The 18,040-nt window shown below is 58.7% G+C and carries 18 protein-coding genes; 2 read left to right on the top strand and 16 right to left on the bottom strand.

Annotated features, from left to right (window positions below; all coding sequences use genetic code 11):
* Window positions 1–17 precede the first annotated feature (17 nt).
* The 11 genes from OOT55_RS01960 to OOT55_RS01910 form a co-directional block, all read right to left on the bottom strand.
* Window positions 18–2,303 carry an ABC transporter permease subunit gene (locus tag OOT55_RS01960; RefSeq protein ID WP_265367486.1) on the bottom strand — a complete coding sequence of 762 codons (2,286 nt, stop codon included), beginning with the start codon at window positions 2,301–2,303 and terminating at the stop codon, window positions 18–20.
* A 243-nt stretch (window positions 2,304–2,546) separates the two neighbouring features.
* Complete coding sequence (locus tag OOT55_RS01955; RefSeq protein ID WP_265367485.1) at window positions 2,547–3,515, bottom strand: PstS family phosphate ABC transporter substrate-binding protein; 969 nt, start codon at window positions 3,513–3,515, stop codon at window positions 2,547–2,549.
* Between the two features lie 205 nt (window positions 3,516–3,720).
* Window positions 3,721–4,338 carry a Yip1 family protein gene (locus OOT55_RS01950; protein WP_265367484.1) on the bottom strand — a complete coding sequence of 206 codons (618 nt, stop codon included), beginning with the start codon at window positions 4,336–4,338 and terminating at the stop codon, window positions 3,721–3,723.
* 137 nt (window positions 4,339–4,475) lie between these two features.
* On the bottom strand, window positions 4,476–4,871 hold the full coding sequence (locus OOT55_RS01945; protein ID WP_265367483.1) for a ClpXP protease specificity-enhancing factor: 396 nt from the start codon (window positions 4,869–4,871) through the stop codon (window positions 4,476–4,478).
* A 73-nt stretch (window positions 4,872–4,944) separates the two neighbouring features.
* Entirely contained in the window at window positions 4,945–5,580 is a 636-nt protein-coding gene (locus tag OOT55_RS01940) for a glutathione S-transferase N-terminal domain-containing protein (protein WP_265367482.1), read from the bottom strand.
* A gap of 68 nt (window positions 5,581–5,648) precedes the next feature.
* On the bottom strand, window positions 5,649–7,886 hold the full coding sequence (locus OOT55_RS01935) for a ubiquinol-cytochrome c reductase (protein WP_265367481.1): 2,238 nt from the start codon (window positions 7,884–7,886) through the stop codon (window positions 5,649–5,651).
* Window positions 7,887–7,888: 2 nt separating this feature from the next.
* A complete protein-coding gene (gene petA, locus OOT55_RS01930; protein WP_265367480.1) occupies window positions 7,889–8,488 on the bottom strand; it encodes a ubiquinol-cytochrome c reductase iron-sulfur subunit in 600 nt (199 codons plus the stop codon).
* 258 nt (window positions 8,489–8,746) lie between these two features.
* Complete coding sequence (gene rpsI / locus OOT55_RS01925) at window positions 8,747–9,139, bottom strand: 30S ribosomal protein S9 (protein ID WP_265367479.1); 393 nt, start codon at window positions 9,137–9,139, stop codon at window positions 8,747–8,749.
* A 14-nt stretch (window positions 9,140–9,153) separates the two neighbouring features.
* The gene (rplM, locus tag OOT55_RS01920; protein ID WP_024459582.1) at window positions 9,154–9,582 is read right to left on the bottom strand and encodes a 50S ribosomal protein L13; all 429 of its coding nucleotides are present in this window, start codon (window positions 9,580–9,582) and stop codon (window positions 9,154–9,156) included.
* A gap of 112 nt (window positions 9,583–9,694) precedes the next feature.
* Window positions 9,695–10,831: a cell division protein ZapE gene (gene zapE, locus OOT55_RS01915; protein ID WP_265367478.1), complete on the bottom strand. Its 1,137-nt coding sequence runs from the start codon at window positions 10,829–10,831 to the stop codon at window positions 9,695–9,697.
* Window positions 10,828–11,499 (bottom strand): alpha/beta hydrolase, encoded by a 672-nt coding sequence (locus tag OOT55_RS01910; protein ID WP_265367477.1) that lies wholly within the window; start codon window positions 11,497–11,499, stop codon window positions 10,828–10,830. The genes zapE and OOT55_RS01910 overlap by 4 nt, the downstream gene beginning before the upstream one ends.
* 161 nt (window positions 11,500–11,660) lie before the next feature.
* Here OOT55_RS01910 and OOT55_RS01905 point away from each other — a divergent pair, with 161 nt between their 5' ends.
* Both OOT55_RS01905 and OOT55_RS01900 read left to right on the top strand, forming a co-directional pair.
* Window positions 11,661–12,194, top strand: a complete 534-nt coding sequence (locus OOT55_RS01905; protein ID WP_265367476.1) for a YhcB family protein — start codon at window positions 11,661–11,663, stop codon at window positions 12,192–12,194.
* Between the two features lie 86 nt (window positions 12,195–12,280).
* Window positions 12,281–13,399 carry a trypsin-like peptidase domain-containing protein gene (locus OOT55_RS01900; protein ID WP_265367475.1) on the top strand — a complete coding sequence of 373 codons (1,119 nt, stop codon included), beginning with the start codon at window positions 12,281–12,283 and terminating at the stop codon, window positions 13,397–13,399.
* An 84-nt stretch (window positions 13,400–13,483) separates the two neighbouring features.
* Here the strand turns inward: OOT55_RS01900 and hisD are convergent, their stop codons facing one another.
* The 5 genes from hisD to OOT55_RS01875 all read right to left on the bottom strand — a co-directional run bounded on the left by hisD (window position 13,484) and on the right by OOT55_RS01875 (window position 17,894).
* A complete protein-coding gene (gene hisD, locus OOT55_RS01895) occupies window positions 13,484–14,797 on the bottom strand; it encodes a histidinol dehydrogenase (protein WP_265367474.1) in 1,314 nt (437 codons plus the stop codon).
* Window positions 14,798–14,833: 36 nt separating this feature from the next.
* Window positions 14,834–15,478, bottom strand: a complete 645-nt coding sequence (gene hisG / locus OOT55_RS01890) for an ATP phosphoribosyltransferase (RefSeq protein WP_265367473.1) — start codon at window positions 15,476–15,478, stop codon at window positions 14,834–14,836.
* A 75-nt stretch (window positions 15,479–15,553) separates the two neighbouring features.
* Window positions 15,554–16,816 (bottom strand): UDP-N-acetylglucosamine 1-carboxyvinyltransferase, encoded by a 1,263-nt coding sequence (gene murA, locus OOT55_RS01885; RefSeq protein ID WP_265367472.1) that lies wholly within the window; start codon window positions 16,814–16,816, stop codon window positions 15,554–15,556.
* A 37-nt stretch (window positions 16,817–16,853) separates the two neighbouring features.
* Window positions 16,854–17,093, bottom strand: a complete 240-nt coding sequence (locus OOT55_RS01880; RefSeq protein ID WP_024459574.1) for a BolA family protein — start codon at window positions 17,091–17,093, stop codon at window positions 16,854–16,856.
* Window positions 17,094–17,252: 159 nt separating this feature from the next.
* Entirely contained in the window at window positions 17,253–17,894 is a 642-nt protein-coding gene (locus OOT55_RS01875; protein ID WP_265367471.1) for an MlaC/ttg2D family ABC transporter substrate-binding protein, read from the bottom strand.
* Window positions 17,895–18,040 lie beyond the last annotated feature (146 nt).

Genomic DNA, 18,040 nt, shown 5'->3' with positions numbered 1-18,040 from the left:
AATCAGGCTCCCAATGGTTACAGGTTGCTGTAGCGTTTACGCAAACGCTGGCGAACGACTTCGGCCAGGGTGTTGACCACGAACGTGAGGGCCAACAACACCAGGGCGGCCAGGAACAGCACCCGGAAGTGCGTACTGCCAATGGCGGTTTCCGGCAGCTCCACCGCGACGTTGGCGGAGAGCGTGCGCATACCCTCGAAAATGTTGAAATTCAACACCGGGCTGTTGCCGGTGGCCATCAACACAATCATGGTTTCCCCCACCGCTCGACCAAAGCCCATCATCACGGCTGAGAAGATACCCGGGCTGGCGGTAGGCAGAATCACGCCCACCACGGTTTGCCATCGGGTCGCCCCGAGCGCCAGGGATCCTTGAGTCAAATGGCGGGGCACGTTGAACACCGCATCTTCGGCGATCGAGAAAATGGTGGGAATCACCGCGAAGCCCATGGCGATACCCACGATCAGGGCGTTGCGCTGATCGTAGTCAATATTGTTGTTGGTCAACCACTGGCGCATACTGCCATCAAAGAACCACACCTCGACATGAGGGCTGATGGCGATACAGGCCCATCCGGTCAACAGAATGGGGACAATCAGAATGGCCGCCTCCCAACCTTCCGGGACGTTGCTGCGAATCGCCGACGGCAACCGGCTCCACAACAACCCTACGGCCAACATAGTGAAAGGCAGGAAAATCAGAATACTGAACACCGCTGGCAGGTGATTTTCCAGAAACGGCGCCAACCATAAACCGGCGAGAAAACCCAGAATGACCGTCGGCAGGGCTTCCATGATCTCAATGGTGGGTTTAACCACGCCGCGCAGCTTGGGCGTCATGAAATAGGCCGTGTAGATGGCGCCCATCACACCCAGGGGAATGGCAAACAGCATCGCGTAAAAAGCGGCCTTGAGCGTGCCAATGGACAACGGCACCAGACTCATTTTCGCCTCGGAGTCATCCGCACCAGAGGAAGCCTGCCAGACGTACTCGGGTTGCTGCCGGCCTTCATACCAGACCTTCTGCCAGAGCGAGCTCATGGAGATTTCCGGGTGCTCATTCCAGACCGAGGCGATGTGCAGCCGCTGGTCATTGTCCAGCGCCAGCAAGCGGCCATTAATGGGCGACAATGCCAGTTGCGAAATGGGTTGATCCGTGACCGGCTCAATCACCAGTGTGCTGGACGAGGTACCGTAGAAAAGGCCGACATTGCCTTGATCGTCACCGGCCGCGAACCCCTTTCGGGTGTATTCCGGTGCGATAGCGGTCACCGAACCCGACAGGGAACCAAAGTCCCGCACCGGCTCCAGGTGGAACTGATTGTTATCGTCCCGAATGATAAACCATTGGCTGACCGAACCCTGTTCAGTGCCAACGATCACCGACAGCGTGCCAACCAGAAATTCCAGCGCCGTCACCTGTCCGCGCTCGGTCGGCAGGGTCTCGATCAACCGGGCATCCTCGGCCCGCTCGACATGATAAAAATGCAGTTGTTCCCGATCATCCGCGACCACCAAAAATCGGCCGGCGGCATCGGCTATCATATGCTTCACCTGAGCACCACCGGGTAATGAGGGCACGGAATAGCTGTCCCCGGACACACTACCCCCATTGCCGAACAGCCCCTGGTTCATCCGGTAGCGTCCCACCAGGATCTGATTATCCTCAGTGACGCCCGCCACCATAATGCCGGCATCCGTGCTCTGTACGGCGACCTCGCGCAATGCGCGGCCCTGCTCGTCCAGAGTGACGGGCTCTTCACCCAGCGGGTAATCCATCCCCGGAGTTACCAGTCGTTGGTCATTCGGATAGCTGAGGCTGTAAGACTCCTGAACAACAGACACCGATCCATCGGAGAAGCCGTAAGCCACCAGTTGCTGGTTGGGCACACTGGTGTCGACCGCCGTTGCCGCCACGCCTTCATTGCGAGGAACTTCGAAGGTTTTGATCGCCAGCCCGGAGTCGACATTAAAGAAGTGCACTTGACCGGCTTCGCTGAACGACGCCCCCATCTCCTCGTAGCGCTCAAGTACCAGATGGGCCGACGGATCGGCCGGGCTGGTCAATGCAAAAGGGTAATCGGCCGTTGGCTCGATACTACTGCTGCGCAGCAATGGAGCCACTTCCGAGAACAGGTAGATGAAGATCAACGCCAGGGCGCCAACCACCATCATACCGGCCGTTCCCACCCCGTAGCGGGACAGGCTGTCTTTGAGTTTGCGTACCTTGCGCAGACGGGCGCGCTGCTCCGCATTGGGCATTAAGCTTCCCCGGTGTGCCGGGGTGGAGGGTCGCTCTGACATAGTGCATCAATCCTGAGCCGGAGAATCTCGGTCGAACGCCCAATCAGAGGACTTCGACGAAAGCGCGTGCATGCTAACAGCACTAGATGACAGTTTTGTTACAGTAACATGACAAAAGGGACCCTCCGCCCCGCAGCGGTGTCCCTTTTGATTGTCCCTAGACCAGTTTACGGATCAAAGGCCCGAGATCCCTTCCGGGCCAGTCGGAGCGACGCGCCGCCGCCCCACCCAAGTCTGTGGTGCTTACAAACCCAGCTCTTCGGTCACCCGCTTGGCCACTGAAGCGGGCAGCGGGATATAACCATCGCGAACCACCACTTCCTGACCCTGCTTGGAAATCACCATCTTCAGGAACTCCGCCTGCATGGGGTCCAGCGGGCGGTTTGGGTGCTTGTTGACGTAAACGTACAGGAAGCGGGCCAAGGGGTAGCTGCCGTTAGAAGCGTTTTCGGCATTGGGGGCTGCAAACTCTTCACCTTCGGCACGGGCGAGCGGTACCGCGCGCACGCCAGAGGTCATGTAGCCGATACCGGAGTAGCCAATGCCGTTACGGGATTCACTGACACCCTGAACGACCGAGGCTGAACCCGGCTGCTCATTGATCCCCGGCTTGTAGTCACCGCCACACAGGGCGTTGTCCTTGAAGTACCCGTAGGTACCGGATACCGCATTGCGGCTGTACAGCGCCAGATCGCGGTTTCCCCACTCACCGTCGAGCCCCAGTTGGCCCCAACGGGTAATGTCTTCTGAATAGCCACAACGGCGGGTCACGGAGAACATGGCATCCACTTGCGGAATGGTCAGTCCCTCAATCGGGTTGTCCTTGTTCACATAAACGGCCAGAACGTCCACCGCAACCGGAACAGCGGTCGGCTTGTAACCGTGAGCCTGCTCAAAGGCACGGATTTCAGACGCCTTCATCTCACGGCTCATGGGACCAAAATTGGCGGTATTCTGAGTCAGTGCGGGTGGCGCAGTGGACGACCCGGCACCCTGAATTTGGATATTGACGTTCGGGTAAAACTTGGCGAACTCCTCGGCCCAGAGGGTCATGAGGTTGTTCAGGGTGTCGGAACCGATACTGTTTACGTTACCGGATACGCCAGAAACCGCCTCGTATTCCGGCAGATTGGGGTCCACGTCCGCTTGCGCCATGGCACAAGCCATTGAGCCGGCCAGAGCCAGACCTTTGAAGAATTTGATGGCGTTCATAGAGCGCTCCTCTGAATCAGTGACTTGTCGATCAGTGACATGAAATGCCCCGACATGGGTCATTTCCACCTGAGACGCACTCTACTCACCCAATATGACAGTCCTGTGACAAGCTGCCATAAATTTGTCAAATTACTGCAACAAATACAAAAGGCAGCCCTGAGGCTGCCTTTTGGCGGGTGAGCGAACCAGTCTCGCCGGAAAACTAACTGATATAGACCGGACCCACGCCGGCGCTCCAGACAATCACGGTACTCACCATAACCACCACCGCCAGAACCAGACCCACGGTAATCACTGAGCTGGCATAGATGAAGCCACGCTCTTTCGGGATGTTCATCAGGATGGGAATGCCTTCGTAGATCAGATAAACGGAGTAGCACGCCGCGAGGATATACACCGATACCACCAGCCACAACTGCGGGTACACCAGAGCAACCCCGGCCAGCATCATGGGGATGGCGGAATATACCGCCAGCGCAGTACCTTCATAGTGGCGGCGATTGGCTTCATCGGCCACACCAAAGCTGCGAGACATCCAGTTAATGTATTCACCCAGGACATAAATGGCCACAAGTTGTGCAAAATAGGCCGCAATCGCCATCAGCAGCGCACTTTGGCTGGTCAGCTTGACGACACTACCGCTACCCACGCTCCAGCCCACTTCCGTTACCCCGAAATATCCCGCAATACAGGGTATCAATGCCATCAAAGGCACATGTCTGAGATAAACCCGAAGAAAGGATTCGTTGTCGCTGCGTATCCGCTGCCACTCGCGGTCAGGGTTGGTAAAAATACCCAGAGTATGCTGCAACATAGCCATATTTACGTACTCCTGCTACTGCTTGTTATTAGAGAGTACGTACAGTATCCAGCTTTGGGACAGGGCCCGCAAAGAAGTATTCGCGATAAACGAAAACTGTTAATCAACTTAGGTTATATAAAAGCGCCTGCAGCCCGCTACTTGACGACCTTCAGGTTCGGCCGTTTCTGGGCGTCTTTTTTCGCCTCGGAATCCGGCTTGGGAGGCTCGGGATTAGGCTCATGCTCAAACACCATGCCCTGCCCGTTCTCCCGGGCGTAGATCCCCAGGACCGACGCACAGGGAATCACCAGATCTGTCGGAATACCTCCAAACCGGGCATTGAAGCTGATCTGCTCCAGGCCAATAAACAGATCCTTGACCGCCGTCGGATTGATATTGAGCACAATCTGGCCGTCTTTATTGACATGCTGTTGAGGCACTTCAACGCCTTGCCCCTGGGCATCCACCAGGATATAGGGGGTGCAGCCGTTATCCACAATCCACTCATAGAGCGCTCGAATCATGTAGGGACGGCTTGAGGTCATGGCCATAGAAGGTCTCCCGATAGGGTATCGAAGGGCATGAAGGCCCCTTGTGGGGGCGAGACAACGCGCGATATAACGACTAATGAGCTTCCATGTCGCGCTCGACTTCTGTAAGACTCTTACGGAATCCCTCGCGCTCGAACAGTCGTTTCTGATACGCCAGCAAAGGCTGCGCCTGGCGCCCCTTGCCAAGATCAATTTCCAGCATTGGTAACCGCCAGAGAATCGGCGCCAGGCAACAGTCCACAATCGTGAACTCTTCGCTCATGAAGAACGGCATTTCCGCAAAGATCGGGGAGATGGCCAACAGGCTATCTCTCAACGCCTTGCGCGCCTTGAGGACAGTTTCCTTGCTCTTGCTGGCGAGGATGGTATCCACCAGCGGCGCCCAGTCGCGCTCAAGCCGGTACATCCACAATCGACTCTGAGCCCGGGCAACCGGGTACACAGGCAGGAGCGGTGGATGCGGAAAGCGCTCATCCAGATACTCCATGATCACTTTGGATTCGTACAAGGCCAGATCCCGGTCCACCAATGTGGGCAGACTATTATAGGGATTGAGGTCCGCCAATTCCTGCGGCTTGCTTTTGGGATCGACGTCAATGATTTCCGACGATACCCCTTTCTCCGACAACACAATTCTAACCCGATGGCTGTAATGATCAGAGCCATCGGAAAACAGCGTCATGGATGAGCGTTTGGTCACCACACCCATTGTGTATTACCTCAAATTACCCAGTGATCAGGCCGGGGCGCCGTGCGGCGCCCCACCATTGTTCGAATTTAGTGAATTCCTTTCCAATACTCGCGGTTGAGCAGGTAAGCAAAGACAAACAGAACGGACAGAAACAGCAGCACGAAAATACCAATTCGCTCACGATCCATTGCTGCGGGCTCGCCCAGATACTCCAGAAAATTCACCAGATCGTAAATCACCTGGTCAAACTCTTCCTGTGACAGACTGCCTTCAATGTCACCCTCCACCAGACTACCACACTCCTCATCCATGACCGGATTGCCCGCGCTATCACGCACCACATTACCATGGCTATCGAGTTCGGGGCCTGCCGAGCATTCCAGAAGCCCCTGCAGATCGAGCATGACATGGGGCATACCGACGTTTTCGAACACCCGGTTATTCACGCCGAAGGGGCGACTGTCATCCTTGTAGAAGTTACGCAGGTAAGTATACAGCCACTCGGGGTTGCGTGAGCGCGCCACCAGCGTCAGGTCCGGTGGCTGAACCCCGAACCACTGCTTGCCCTGCTCCTTGGTCATGGCGGTGGTCATCAGACTACCGATCTCCTGATCCCCGAAAATGAGGTTATTTCGAGCCACATCATGGGGGATACCGAGGTCGTCCGCCACCCGCTCGTAGCGGGAGAACTTGGCGGAGTGGCAGCCCATGCAGTAGTTCACAAAGTACTTGGCGCCACGCTGCAAGGACTCTTTGTTGTCCAGGTCAGGTTCCATGATGTCGCAGGGAATGGAACCACAACCGCCCGCACCCGCGCCGACGGCTTTGATCGGGACCACCACCAGTACCGCGAACAGCGCCAGACCACCCAGCACCAGGCGCAGCGGCAGGCCTTTCATCTGTACACGCTCTGGCACGGGGTGCTCGCTGTCGCGATCTGCCAACCAAGGCAGCGCCACGAACACGGCGGTCAGAACCAGGCCGAACAGCCGCAGGAAGACGGGCACATCGCTCTCTTTGGTGATGCCATTCAGCGCCATTGCAAGGAAGATCAACGCAAACACCCAGCAGATCGCGAACGACAGTATCCGGGCTATCTGGGAGCGCTGCTCCGGTGGACGATTGCTGGTCCAGATCGGCATGGTAATGAAGTAGGCAAAGTAGAACACCGTCGCCAACTGAGACAGTACGGTGCGGCCGGTGGTCGGCGACTTCACACCCAGATAGCCGAGCACAACGAACATGGCGGCAAACACCATCAACATCACGCGGGGGATATGGCCTTTGTAGCGCATGGAGCGGGCCTTCGCCCGATCCAGCCAGGGCAGGACAAACAGGATGGCAATGGCCGCCCCCATGGCGATCAGACCCAGAAACTTGGCGCTCAGAGGTCCAATCTCAATGGTCACCGCCCGCAAAATGGCGTAAAAGGGCGTGAAATACCAGACGGGGGCAATATGCTCCGGTGTCTTCAGATTGTTGGCCTCTTCGAAATTGGCGTACTCAAGGAAGAACCCGCCCATTTCCGGCATGAAAAACATGACGAAGCAGAAGGCAAACAGGAATACTGTGATACCAACCAGGTCGTGCACGGTGTAGTAGGGATGGAACTGAACACCATCTTTGGGGATACCGTTCTCATCTTTGTTCTTTTTGATATCCACGCCGTCGGGGTTATTGGAACCCACCTCATGCAGCGCCAGGATATGCAGCACGACCAGCCCGAGCAGCACGATCGGCAGGGCCACGACATGGAGGGCAAAAAACCGGTTCAGCGTAATACCTGAAATCAGATAGTCACCGCGAATCCATTGCACCAGGTCTTCCCCGATCACCGGGATGGCCCCGAACAGAGACACAATCACCTGGGCGCCCCAGTAAGACATCTGGCCCCAAGGCAATACGTACCCCATAAAGGCTTCCGCCATGAGCACCAGGTAGATGGTCATACCGAAAATCCACACCAGCTCACGAGGCGCCTTGTAGGAGCCGTACATCAAGCCGCGGAACATATGCAGATAGACCACCACAAAAAACGCAGACGCACCGGTGGAATGCATGTAGCGCAGAATCCAGCCGTACTCCACATCGCGCATGATGTACTCAACCGAAGCAAAGGCGCCCTCGGCGGTCGGGGTATAGTTCATGGTCAGCCAGATACCGGTGACCAGCTGATTGACCAGCACCAGCAGGGACAGAACCCCGAAGAAATACCAGAAGTTGAAGTTTTTGGGGGCATAATAGTTGCCCATGTGGGTATCCCAGGCGCGCTGTACCGGGAGACGCTGGTCGACCCACTGCCACAATCCAGTTAACCAATTCATTCTTATGCCTCCTGATCCTCGCCCACGATGAGCAGGTTATCGCCCTCGTAACGGTGTGGGGGAACTTCCAGGTTTAACGGAGCGGGAACGCCTGTGTACACGCGGCCGGCCATATCGAACTTGGAACCATGACAGGGGCAGAAGAAACCGCCCAGCCAGTCTTCACCACCGAGGTCGGCGGCACCCACTTCCGGGCGAAACAGCGGTGCACAGCCAAGATGGGTGCACAACCCCAGCAGCACCAGGAACTCATCCCGAATAGAGCGGGTCTCATTCTGGGCGTATTCGGGCTGTTGGGGTTGCTCCGAGTTGGGATCCCGGACCAGATCGCGCTCAACGACCTTTTTCAGGCCCTTGATGGCTTCCGGTGTCCGGCGCACGATATAGACCGGCTTACCCCGCCACTCGACGGTGATCATTTGCCCGGGCTCCATCTTGCCGATATTGGCCCGAACCGGTGCCCCGGCGGCTTTTGCCTTGGCGCTGGGGTTCCAGGAACCCACAAAAGGTACCGCAGCACCCACTACGCCCACTGCCCCTACCACCGAGGTGGCAGCGGTCAGCACACGGCGGCGCGTTTTATTGACAACGTCATCGGTCATGACGATCTTCTCCCCTAACAGCTTCCGACGGCCAGTAAATCACTGAATTTCAACGATTTAGAATGATGTTATTGAGACGTAAAAAATGGCCAATCTTAAAGAAATTGCGCGCCGCTTACAAGAATAAGCTGCGCTCGGTGCCCTCGGCCAACCGGTGATACGACAGGCGGACATAAAAAAACGCCCAGGCCAGCGAGGGGCCTGGGCGTTTTTTTGCTCGGAGGTACCGCCGCCCCACACCGTGAGGCGAGCTCCAGATTAACGCTTGGAGAACTGCGGACGCTTACGGGCTTTACGCAGACCCACTTTCTTACGCTCGACAGCGCGAGAGTCGCGAGTTACGTAACCTGCTTCACGCAGAGAGCCACGCAGCGTTTCGTCGTATTCCATCAGAGCACGGGTCAGACCGTGGCGAATGGCGCCCGCCTGACCAAAGCTACCACCGCCTTTCACGGTGACTTTCACGTCGAACTTGTCGGCCATTTCCACATTTTCAAGCGGCTGACGCACGATCATGCGCGCCACTTCACGGCCAAAGTACTCGTCCAGAGGACGGTCATTGACGGTGATGTTTCCGCTACCCTGGGCGATGAACACCCGGGCGGTGGAGGTCTTGCGGCGACCCGTACCGTAATATTGAGTAACTGCCATAATCAGCTTCCCGGTTAGATAGTCAGTTCTTGAGGTTGCTGCGCAGTGTGCGGATGCTCGTTACCTGCGTAGACCTTGAGTTTTTTGAACATGGCGCGACCCAGGGGCCCGCGGGGCAGCATGCCCTTGACGGCGTTCTGGATGGTGCGCTCGGGGGCTTTCTGGATCAGCTTTTCGAAGCTGATGGACTTGATGCCGCCGATATAACCGGTGTGATGGTAGTAAATCTTGTCGCTGGCCTTCTTACCGGTCACACGAACTTTTTCAGCGTTGATCACGACAATGTAGTCACCCGTGTCCACATGAGGTGTGTACTCGGGCTTGTGCTTGCCGCGCAGACGACGGGCAATCTCTGTAGCCATACGGCCCAGAGTCTTGCCTTCGGCATCAACGACGAACCAGTCGCGAGAGACCGTTTCAGGTTTAGCACTATAAGTCTTCATGTTATTTCCTGCCTCAGGAGGTGCTTCCCACAAAAGAGCGCGAATACTATAGAAATAGTCGCGGGTTTTCAAGGGGGAAACTGATGATTTTTTCACCAGCCCGGCCGTCCCGTCAGGGCTTGTGGGGCTGGGCCAGGTAATCGCGGCTCTGCATTTCCAGCAGGCGGCTGATGGTACGCTCGAACTCGAAGCTCAGCCGTCCCTCATCGTAAATCTGCGTCAGCGGCCGAGCGGCGGATAGTACCAGCTTCACCCGGCGATCGTAAAACTCGTCCACCAGATTGATGAAACGACGGGCCTGATCGTCGTTGCCCCGCCCCAGCGGCGGCACATTACTCACCACCACCGCATGAAACTCCCGGGCCAGCTCAATGTAGTCATTCTGCGAGCGGGGCCCATCGCACAGCGCCAGGAACTCAAACCAGGCGACATCCTCACCGAGATAGCGCGCCCGGATCGCGCGCCCCTCCACTTCCAGCACCTGGTCGGCGCATATTTCGTCCTCGGCGGGCACCAGACTGCGAAAACTGGCCATCAGGCTCTCGTCCGCCCGCTCATCAAGGGGGCTGTGGTACAGCTCGGCCTGCTCCAGGGCGCGCAGGCGATAATCGTTGTGACTGTCCAGCTCCAACACCTTTGTATGACGCTTGATCTGCTCAATGGCGGGCAGAAACCGGCTTCGCTGCAGACCGTCCTTATAGAGGTTGTCGGGTGGAATATTGGAGGTCGCCACCAGGGTGACGCCGCGGCGAAACAGCGCCTGCATCAGGGTGCCCAGAATCATGGCATCGGTGATGTCCGAGACAAAAAATTCATCAAAGCAGATCACCCTCGCCTCCCCGGCGATCCGGTCCGCCACCTGCTCAAGCGGGTTTTTCTGGCCGTCGAGCTGCTTGAGATCACCGTGGACCCGACGCATAAAACGGTGGAAATGAGCGCGCATTTTCCGCTCGAACGGCAGGCTTTCGTAGAAGTTGTCCATCAGGTAGGTTTTGCCCCGCCCGACGCCGCCCCAGATATACAGCCCGGTAACCGGCGTTATCGGTGCTTTTGAGAGCAGGCGCCACAGGCGCGACCACACCCCCGACAGACCGGCATTGGGAGCGGCCCGCTCGACCAGCACCTCAAACAGCGCCTGAAGCTCATCGACCACCCGTGCCTGCGCCGGGTCCTGAGTGAACCCGGGCTGCTCCAGATCACGCTGATAGCGATGGCGCGGCGTGTCGTGTTCCAATTCCGGCCGGCTCATGATGCGGCACCCAACTGCCGCTGTATGGTGGACGCCAGATCTGTCTTGAGCACGGTCAACTGGCCGTGGAAGAAGTGACCGGCCTGCGGATAACGCAATAAGACGTGTGGTGATTGCAGTTGGGTTTCGCTCCACCGGATCACCCCCTCGGGCACCACCACATCATCCCGCTCCCCCTGAGCAATGCAGACCGGGCAGGGAAAGCGCCCATCCCGGTCATAGGCATACCGCTCAACGGGCGGCGCAATCAGCGTCAGGTGCTCGACCGGCTCCGCCCGGTACACCGCCCCGGCCGCAACCGCCGACCCGAACGAAAAGCCCGCCAGCAGCAGAGCGCCATCCGGGCGCTGATTGGCGAGCCAGTCACGCACGGCAAGCAGGTCATCCACCTCACCAACGGCGTTGTCGAAGGTTCCCTCGCTGGCCCCTACCCCCCGAAAATTGAAGCGTACCGTCGCCACCCCCAGGTCCCGGTAGGTTCGCACCAGCGTCGTCACCACCTTATTACTCATCGTGCCACCGTGCTGCGGATGCGGGTGACAGACGATTGCCGTCAACGCCCGTCCGGAGAGGGCCCCGGTTTCGGCACCGGCCTGAATGCGGGCTTCGAGCGCACCCGCCGGCCCGTTGATGGTAATTGCGGTCTCGGTTTGCGAAAATACTGTCACGATCACCTCAATGGCCTGCCCTGCAACGAATGCGAGGCGGTGGTTCAGGCCCGAGACGGATTAAGGGAATTCCGCCCGGGTCGAATAAAAAGCCGTATAATACCGCGAGCGACCGCAGTTTTGCAGGCCACATTCCGGCTTCATACCGAGAGGAGAAATTTGTGTTTTCATTCGGCACCCTGATTATTACCGCGCTGATCTGTCTGTTGGGCGGTGGCGCCCTGGGCGCGGTGCTTTACAAGCTGACTGACTCGGGCTCCCGCAGCAAGGAACTCGAAGAGCGGGTTGTGCGCGCTGAAGACGAGCTCAAGCGATACCAGCAGGATGTGTCCGAGCACTTTGCCAAGACCTCTGAGCTGGTGAACAACCTGACTCAGAGCTATCGCGACGTCTACGAACACCTGGCAAACAGTGCGCTCAAACTGACCACCCCGGCCTTGAGCCGGCAGATTCTGGACTCGGCAAACACCCAGTTGCTGGGCTCGGAAAAAACCTACCTGAGCGAAGAGCATATCGAAGCACCCCGGGACTGGGCCCCCAAGAATGGCAAGGGCCAGCTCAGCGAAGAGTACGGTTTGCACGACGACGGCGGGTACGAATCGCCCTATCAATACGGCTCCTCGGACGCTTACGCGGATGAAACCCGGGATGATGAGCCTGACATCCCGACGGAGCCCCATCGGGGAAACGCCTGATCTTCCGTCAACGACACCGGACGGACACCCACCAGCGGGCCTTGTTGGCCCGCTGGTCCTTTAACACCCAACACCGGAGATTGTAGATGAGCGCACGAGGTCTGCTTCAGTCACTCGGCTGGCCCGTCGCCACCGGACTGCTCATTGCTCTGTTAACACTGCTCGCCTTCCCCGAACTGCGAACCCCGAACGGCACGCCCGATCCGGTTCGTCCGGCCACAACGTCCTACGCAGACGCCGTCGACCGGGCTGCGCCGGCCGTGGTCAGCATCTACACGCGCAAAGTTCAGGAGCAACGGCGCCACCCGCTGGCCGATCACCCTTTCTATCGCCGGTTTTTTCGGGACCGCCCACAGCAGGAAAGGATGCAGTCGGCGTTGGGCTCCGGCGTCATTGTGGACTCACGCGGTTACCTGCTGACCAACGAGCATGTCATCAACGATGCCGACGAGATTCTGGTATTGCTCTACGATGGTCGGGAAACCCGTGCCCGCCTGGTCGGCACCGACCCGGAAAGCGACCTGGCCGTACTGAAAATAGATCTCGACGATCTGAGAGTCATCGACGTACCGGAACCCACCCAGGCGCGCGTCGGCGATATTGTCCTGGCGATCGGCAATCCCTTTGGCGTAGGACAAACCGTAACCCAGGGTATCCTGAGCGCCACCGGCCGCTACAATCTGAATTTGAGCGAGTATGAAAACTTCCTGCAGACCGATGCCGCGGTCAACGTCGGCAACTCCGGCGGAGCACTGGTGGACATCCATGGGCAACTACTGGGCATCAACACCGCCATTCTCGGAGAGGGCAACACGTCGGTGGGGGTCAGCTTCGCCATTCCGGCGGACTCGGCCATGCGGGCTTTGCGCCAGATCATTGAACACGGACGGGTGGTCCGGGGCTGGCTCGGCCTGGAAGTTCGCCCCCTCAGCCAGGATCAGGCGAGTGCGCTCGCCATGAACTCGACCCAGGGCGTTGTAGTGACCGCTGTGTACAGCGGTAGCCCGGCAGAGCGGGCCGGACTCACCCCGGGAGATATTCTCACCCACATCGACGATGAATCCGTCGGCAATGGTCGGCGTGGAATGAATCAGATTGCCGCCACCGCGCCAGGCAGCGAGGTGACCCTGAGGATACTGCGCAACGGAGAGCCGATTGAGCTGGAGACCACCATCGGAGAACGACCCTTGCCAGCCAGCACCTGAGCGGCTGAACCACAATAAGCCACCCACCAAACAGAAAAAAGGCCGACGCCCGGTACCGGGTGTCGGCCTTTTTCAAAAGAACCGTTACACCTTGATGCGATACTCCGCGGAGCGCGCGTGCGCCTCAAGCGCTTCACCACGGGCCAGTACAGAAGCGGTTTTGGCCAACTCCGAGGCGCCTTCCGCCGAGCAGTGGATAATCGAGCTGCGCTTCTGGAAATCATACACTCCCAAGGGTGAGGAAAACCGCGCCGTGCCCGAAGTCGGCAGAACATGATTCGGCCCCGCGCAATAGTCTCCCAGCGCCTCGGGGGTATAGCGGCCCATGAAAATCGCCCCGGCATGCTCAACCTTGGGCAACAGGGCATCGGGGTCGGCCACGGATAACTCCAGGTGCTCCGGCGCGATCCGGTTGCTCACGGCCAGCGCCTGATCCATATCCGACACCCGAACCAGCGCGCCACGATTGGCCAGCGAGGTCCGGGCAATCGCCTCCCGACTCAGGCTGGGCAGCAGGCGTTCCATGGCCGCTTCGACCCGATCGAGAAACGCCGCATCGGGGCTGATCAGAATGGACTGCGCCTGCTCGTCGTGTTCAGCCTGGCTGAACAGGTCCATCGCAATCCAGTCGGGATCCGTCTGGCCATCGCAGATCACCAGAATCTCCGAAGGACCGGCAATCATGTCGATGTCCACCAACCCGAACACGGCGCGCTTGGCGGTCGCCACGTAAATGTTCCCCGGACCGACAATTTTGTCCACTTTCGGCAGGCTCTCGGTCCCGTACGCCAGCGCCGCCACGGCCTGGGCACCGCCCACCGTCACCACTTTGTCCACGCCGGCTACCGACGCCGCCGCGAGCACCATGGCATTCAATTCACCCTCTGGTGCCGGCACGACCATGACCAGCTCCGCCACACCGGCAACCTTGGCCGGAATCGCGTTCATCAACACCGACGACGGATAGGACGCTTTGCCTCCGGGCACATAGAGCCCAACCCGCGCCATGGGTGTCACCTTCTGTCCCAGCCGGGTGCCGTCCTCCTCGGTATAGTCCCAGGAGGGCTGACGCTGATGTTCGTGGTAACGCCGGATACGATCCGCCGCCACCTCCAGAGCCTGACGCTGCTCGGAGGGCAGGCCGGCAAGCGCCTCATGCAACTTGGCCTCAGGCACAACCAGGTCCGCCATGGCGCTGACATCGCGGCGATCCAGACGGTTGGTGTACTCAACAACCGCCGCATCTCCGCGTGCCTTGACCGCGCGTAGAATCTCATCCACCACCTCGGCAACCCCGGCATCGGACACACTATCCCAGGCCAGCAGGGCATCGAGTCGCGTACTGAAATCCGGCGCGGCGGCATCCAGGCGAGCAATCAGAGGTGGCTTCTCAGTCATGGGGAAATCTCGTCAATTACAGCAAAGGTCAATCAATCAGGCCGGACGTTTCGCGTCGACAGCCTCGCCAATGGCATCGATCACGGATTGAATCAGCACGTGTTTCATCTTCATGGACGCCTTGTTTACGATCAGTCGGGAGCTGATATCGGCGATATGCTCCCGGGGCTCCAGGCCATTGGCACGCAGCGTATTGCCGGTATCGACAATATCCACGATTTCATCCGCCAGATGCATGATCGGCGCCAGTTCCATCGCGCCGTACAGCTTGATGATGTCGGTCTGTCGGCCGCAACTGGCATAGTACTGTTTGGCGACATTCACATACTTGGTGGCCACCCGCAAACGCCCCTGCCGAGGCGGCGCGCCCTTGATTGCCGCGGTCATGAGTCGGCATCGGGCAATATCCAGGTCCAAAGGCTCGTACAGCCCATCGGCCCCATTTTCCATCAGGGTGTCTTTGCCGGAAATCCCCATATCGGCTGCGCCGAACTGCACATAGGTGGGCACGTCGGCACCGCGCAGTACCAACAGGCGCACATCGGGACGGCTGGTCTCAAACACCAGCTTGCGGCTTTTGTCGATATCTTCCGCCGGTTCGATACCGGCGGCGGCCAACAGGGGCAGAGTCTCTTTCAGAATACGGCCCTTGGTCAGGGCGATGGTCAATGTCTGGGTCATGGGTCTCATCTGGGAGTCAGGGGACGCGGCCGGGCGTCGGACAAGCGGAACGCACCGGCCTCAACACTCGGTCCGTCAGTTCGGAACCCGGCGAATGTTCGCGCCCAGCATTTGCAGTTTTTCTTCAATACACTCGTAACCGCGGTCAATATGGTAAATGCGGTCCACCAGTGTGGTGCCGTCCGCCACCAAGCCGGCGATGACCAGGCTCGCCGATGCGCGCAAGTCCGTGGCCATCACGGGAGCCCCCTTGAGTCTGTCCACCCCCTGAATCAGGGCGGTGTTGCCCTCGAGGGTAATCTTCGCGCCCATCCGGTTCAGCTCATGGACCTGGATCAGGCGGTTCTCAAAAATGGTCTCGGTCACGGAGCTGGAGCCTTCGGCCACCGCGTTCATGGCGGTAAACTGGGCCTGCATATCCGTGGGAAAGGCCGGATAGGGAGCGGTACGCAAGCTTACGCCCCGCGGCCGCTTCCCTTTCATATCCAGCTCGATCCAGGTATCGCCGATGGTGATTTCCGCCCCCGCCTCTTCGAGCTTGAGCAGTACCGCTTCGAGAATGTCGGCCCGCGTGTCCTTCAGGCGCACCCGGCCGCGGGTCGCCGCCGCCGCCACCAGATAGGTGCCGGTTTCAATCCGGTCCGGCATCACGCTGTAGGTGCACGAATGCAGACGCTCGACGCCGTGAACGGTGAGCGTCTGGGTCCCGATACCCTCGATCCGGGCGCCCATGGCTTCCAGGCAATACGCCAGATCCACCACTTCGGGCTCCCGGGCGGCATTTTCCAGCACCGTGGTACCCTCGGCCAACACGGCGGCCATCAGCAGGTTTTCGGTGCCGCCAACGGTCACCGTATCCATCAGGATATGCGCCCCTTTCAGGCGCCCCTTGCTGCGGGCCCGGATATACCCTTCGTCCACATCAATTTCCGCCCCCATAGCCTCGAGGCCACGCAGGTGGATATCCACCGGGCGGCTGCCAATGGCACAGCCACCGGGGAAGGATACGTTGGCCTCTCCGAAGCGCGCCAACAACGGTCCCAACACCAGGATCGAGGCACGCATCGTCTTGACCAGCTCGTAGGGTGCGGTGAGATCGCTGATACTGGTGGGGTCGACTTCGACGCACATCTTCTCGTCGATCGTGACGCCCACCCCCATGCAGCGAAGCAGGGCCAGCATGGTGGTAATGTCATTCAGGTGCGGCATGTTGCACACATGCACCGGACCGTCGGCCAGCAGCGTTGCCGCCAGAATCGGCAGCGCCGAGTTTTTCGAACCAGAAATCCGAATCTCGCCGTTGAGTGGCGGCCCGCTTTGAATTTGCAATTTATCCATAGAGAATCACTTGTCGGTCACCGCCATCGCGATGCACTTACTGCTGTTGCTGCCACTGTTCCGGCGTGAAGGTTTTCATGTGCACCGCGTGAATGGTGCCCTGCGCAATGCTGTCCGTCAGCGCCGAGTACACCAGTTGCTGTTTCTTGACCGGCGTCATGCCTTCGAAGGCCGGGCTGACGACGACGAGATTGATATGACTGCCATCAATTCCCACCTGTACGGTGCTGTCGGGAACCTTGGCTTCTACCAGCGCTTTGATTTGTTCGGGTTGCATAGACTATCCAGAGTGTTACGGGCCAGAGATTTATGGGCCAAAGCGGAATCTTACCTGAATGCGCCGCCCGCCGCATCCCGAAAGCCGTCCGCCTGCCCCAGAAACGACAATGCCGCCGCCCGGGAGGCGACGGCACAGGAATGGGGGCCAAACCGGCGATTACATCTCATCCAGCCAATTGTCGATGACCTTGTCCAGGTCACCATCATACTTCTTGGCGGCCTGACCGAACTGGCTGCGGAACGAGCGACCGAGATTCACGCCATCCAGCACCAGGTTGATCAGTTTCCACTCGCCCGAGCGGTTCTTCGCCATGGTATACGACAGACGGTAGGTGGAGCCTTCGTGCTTCACCTCCTGATCGACACTGACCCGGCGCTTGCCTTCGATATCCTCGGACGGCGGACGAATGCTGATCTCACTGTCCACATAGTTGGCAATTCCCTTGGCGTACGTGGTAACCAGCCCACGCTTGAAGACCTGAACGAACGTATCCACCTGCTCGTCACTGGCCTCAGAGCGATGCGACCCCATGACCGCCTTGGCAATGAATTCGAAATCCACCACCGGCTCCAGAATACCCTGGATTTCATCGTAATAGCGCTCGGCATTCTCACTGCCACCGTTGTACTCCTGAACCACATCGAACAGGACTTCGGTCACCTCCTCAATCAATTCGTGCGGCGTCTCCTGCTTGGGATTCACCGGTTCTGCCGCCCAGAGGTTTGCCGCCATAAGGCAACCGGCCATCAGGGCTACGACCGATCGGAACGAGATCTTTGCAATATCGGGTTGGGTCATATGTGGGTTCCTTACAGATTCCAGCTTCCGGATAATGGGCCATCCAGCCCGGGCGCCCGGTCAATGCTCAGGCTGGGCCATTAAAAGGCTACATCATAACATTGACTCGGCCTCTCGACCTACGCTCTGACCGTAAAAGAATGTTA

It is taken from the genome of Marinimicrobium sp. C6131 (assembly GCF_026153455.1).
GTDB lineage: Bacteria > Pseudomonadota > Gammaproteobacteria > Pseudomonadales > Cellvibrionaceae > Marinimicrobium.
The sequence above is the reverse complement of the archived record's forward strand: the minus strand, read 5'-3'. Positions and strand labels throughout refer to the sequence as shown.

What these genes read in the sequence shown, in the direction of transcription:
- OOT55_RS01900 (WP_265367475.1), top strand. Translation starts at nt 12,281, where the DNA reads ATGAGCGCACGAGGTCTGCTTCAGTCACTCGGCTGGCCCGTCGCCACC.
- hisD (WP_265367474.1), bottom strand. Translation starts at nt 14,797, where the DNA reads ATGACTGAGAAGCCACCTCTGATTGCTCGCCTGGATGCCGCCGCGCCG.
- OOT55_RS01880 (WP_024459574.1), bottom strand. Translation starts at nt 17,093, where the DNA reads ATGCAACCCGAACAAATCAAAGCGCTGGTAGAAGCCAAGGTTCCCGAC.
- OOT55_RS01940 (WP_265367482.1), bottom strand. Translation starts at nt 5,580, where the DNA reads ATGGGTGTGGTGACCAAACGCTCATCCATGACGCTGTTTTCCGATGGC.
- OOT55_RS01960 (WP_265367486.1), bottom strand. Translation starts at nt 2,303, where the DNA reads ATGTCAGAGCGACCCTCCACCCCGGCACACCGGGGAAGCTTAATGCCC.
- OOT55_RS01950 (WP_265367484.1), bottom strand. Translation starts at nt 4,338, where the DNA reads ATGGCTATGTTGCAGCATACTCTGGGTATTTTTACCAACCCTGACCGC.
- OOT55_RS01875 (WP_265367471.1), bottom strand. Translation starts at nt 17,894, where the DNA reads ATGACCCAACCCGATATTGCAAAGATCTCGTTCCGATCGGTCGTAGCC.
- OOT55_RS01935 (WP_265367481.1), bottom strand. Translation starts at nt 7,886, where the DNA reads ATGAATTGGTTAACTGGATTGTGGCAGTGGGTCGACCAGCGTCTCCCG.
- rplM (WP_024459582.1), bottom strand. Translation starts at nt 9,582, where the DNA reads ATGAAGACTTATAGTGCTAAACCTGAAACGGTCTCTCGCGACTGGTTC.
- zapE (WP_265367478.1), bottom strand. Translation starts at nt 10,831, where the DNA reads ATGAGCCGGCCGGAATTGGAACACGACACGCCGCGCCATCGCTATCAG.
- hisG (WP_265367473.1), bottom strand. Translation starts at nt 15,478, where the DNA reads ATGACCCAGACATTGACCATCGCCCTGACCAAGGGCCGTATTCTGAAA.
- murA (WP_265367472.1), bottom strand. Translation starts at nt 16,816, where the DNA reads ATGGATAAATTGCAAATTCAAAGCGGGCCGCCACTCAACGGCGAGATT.
- OOT55_RS01945 (WP_265367483.1), bottom strand. Translation starts at nt 4,871, where the DNA reads ATGGCCATGACCTCAAGCCGTCCCTACATGATTCGAGCGCTCTATGAG.
- rpsI (WP_265367479.1), bottom strand. Translation starts at nt 9,139, where the DNA reads ATGGCAGTTACTCAATATTACGGTACGGGTCGCCGCAAGACCTCCACC.
- petA (WP_265367480.1), bottom strand. Translation starts at nt 8,488, where the DNA reads ATGACCGATGACGTTGTCAATAAAACGCGCCGCCGTGTGCTGACCGCT.
- OOT55_RS01955 (WP_265367485.1), bottom strand. Translation starts at nt 3,515, where the DNA reads ATGAACGCCATCAAATTCTTCAAAGGTCTGGCTCTGGCCGGCTCAATG.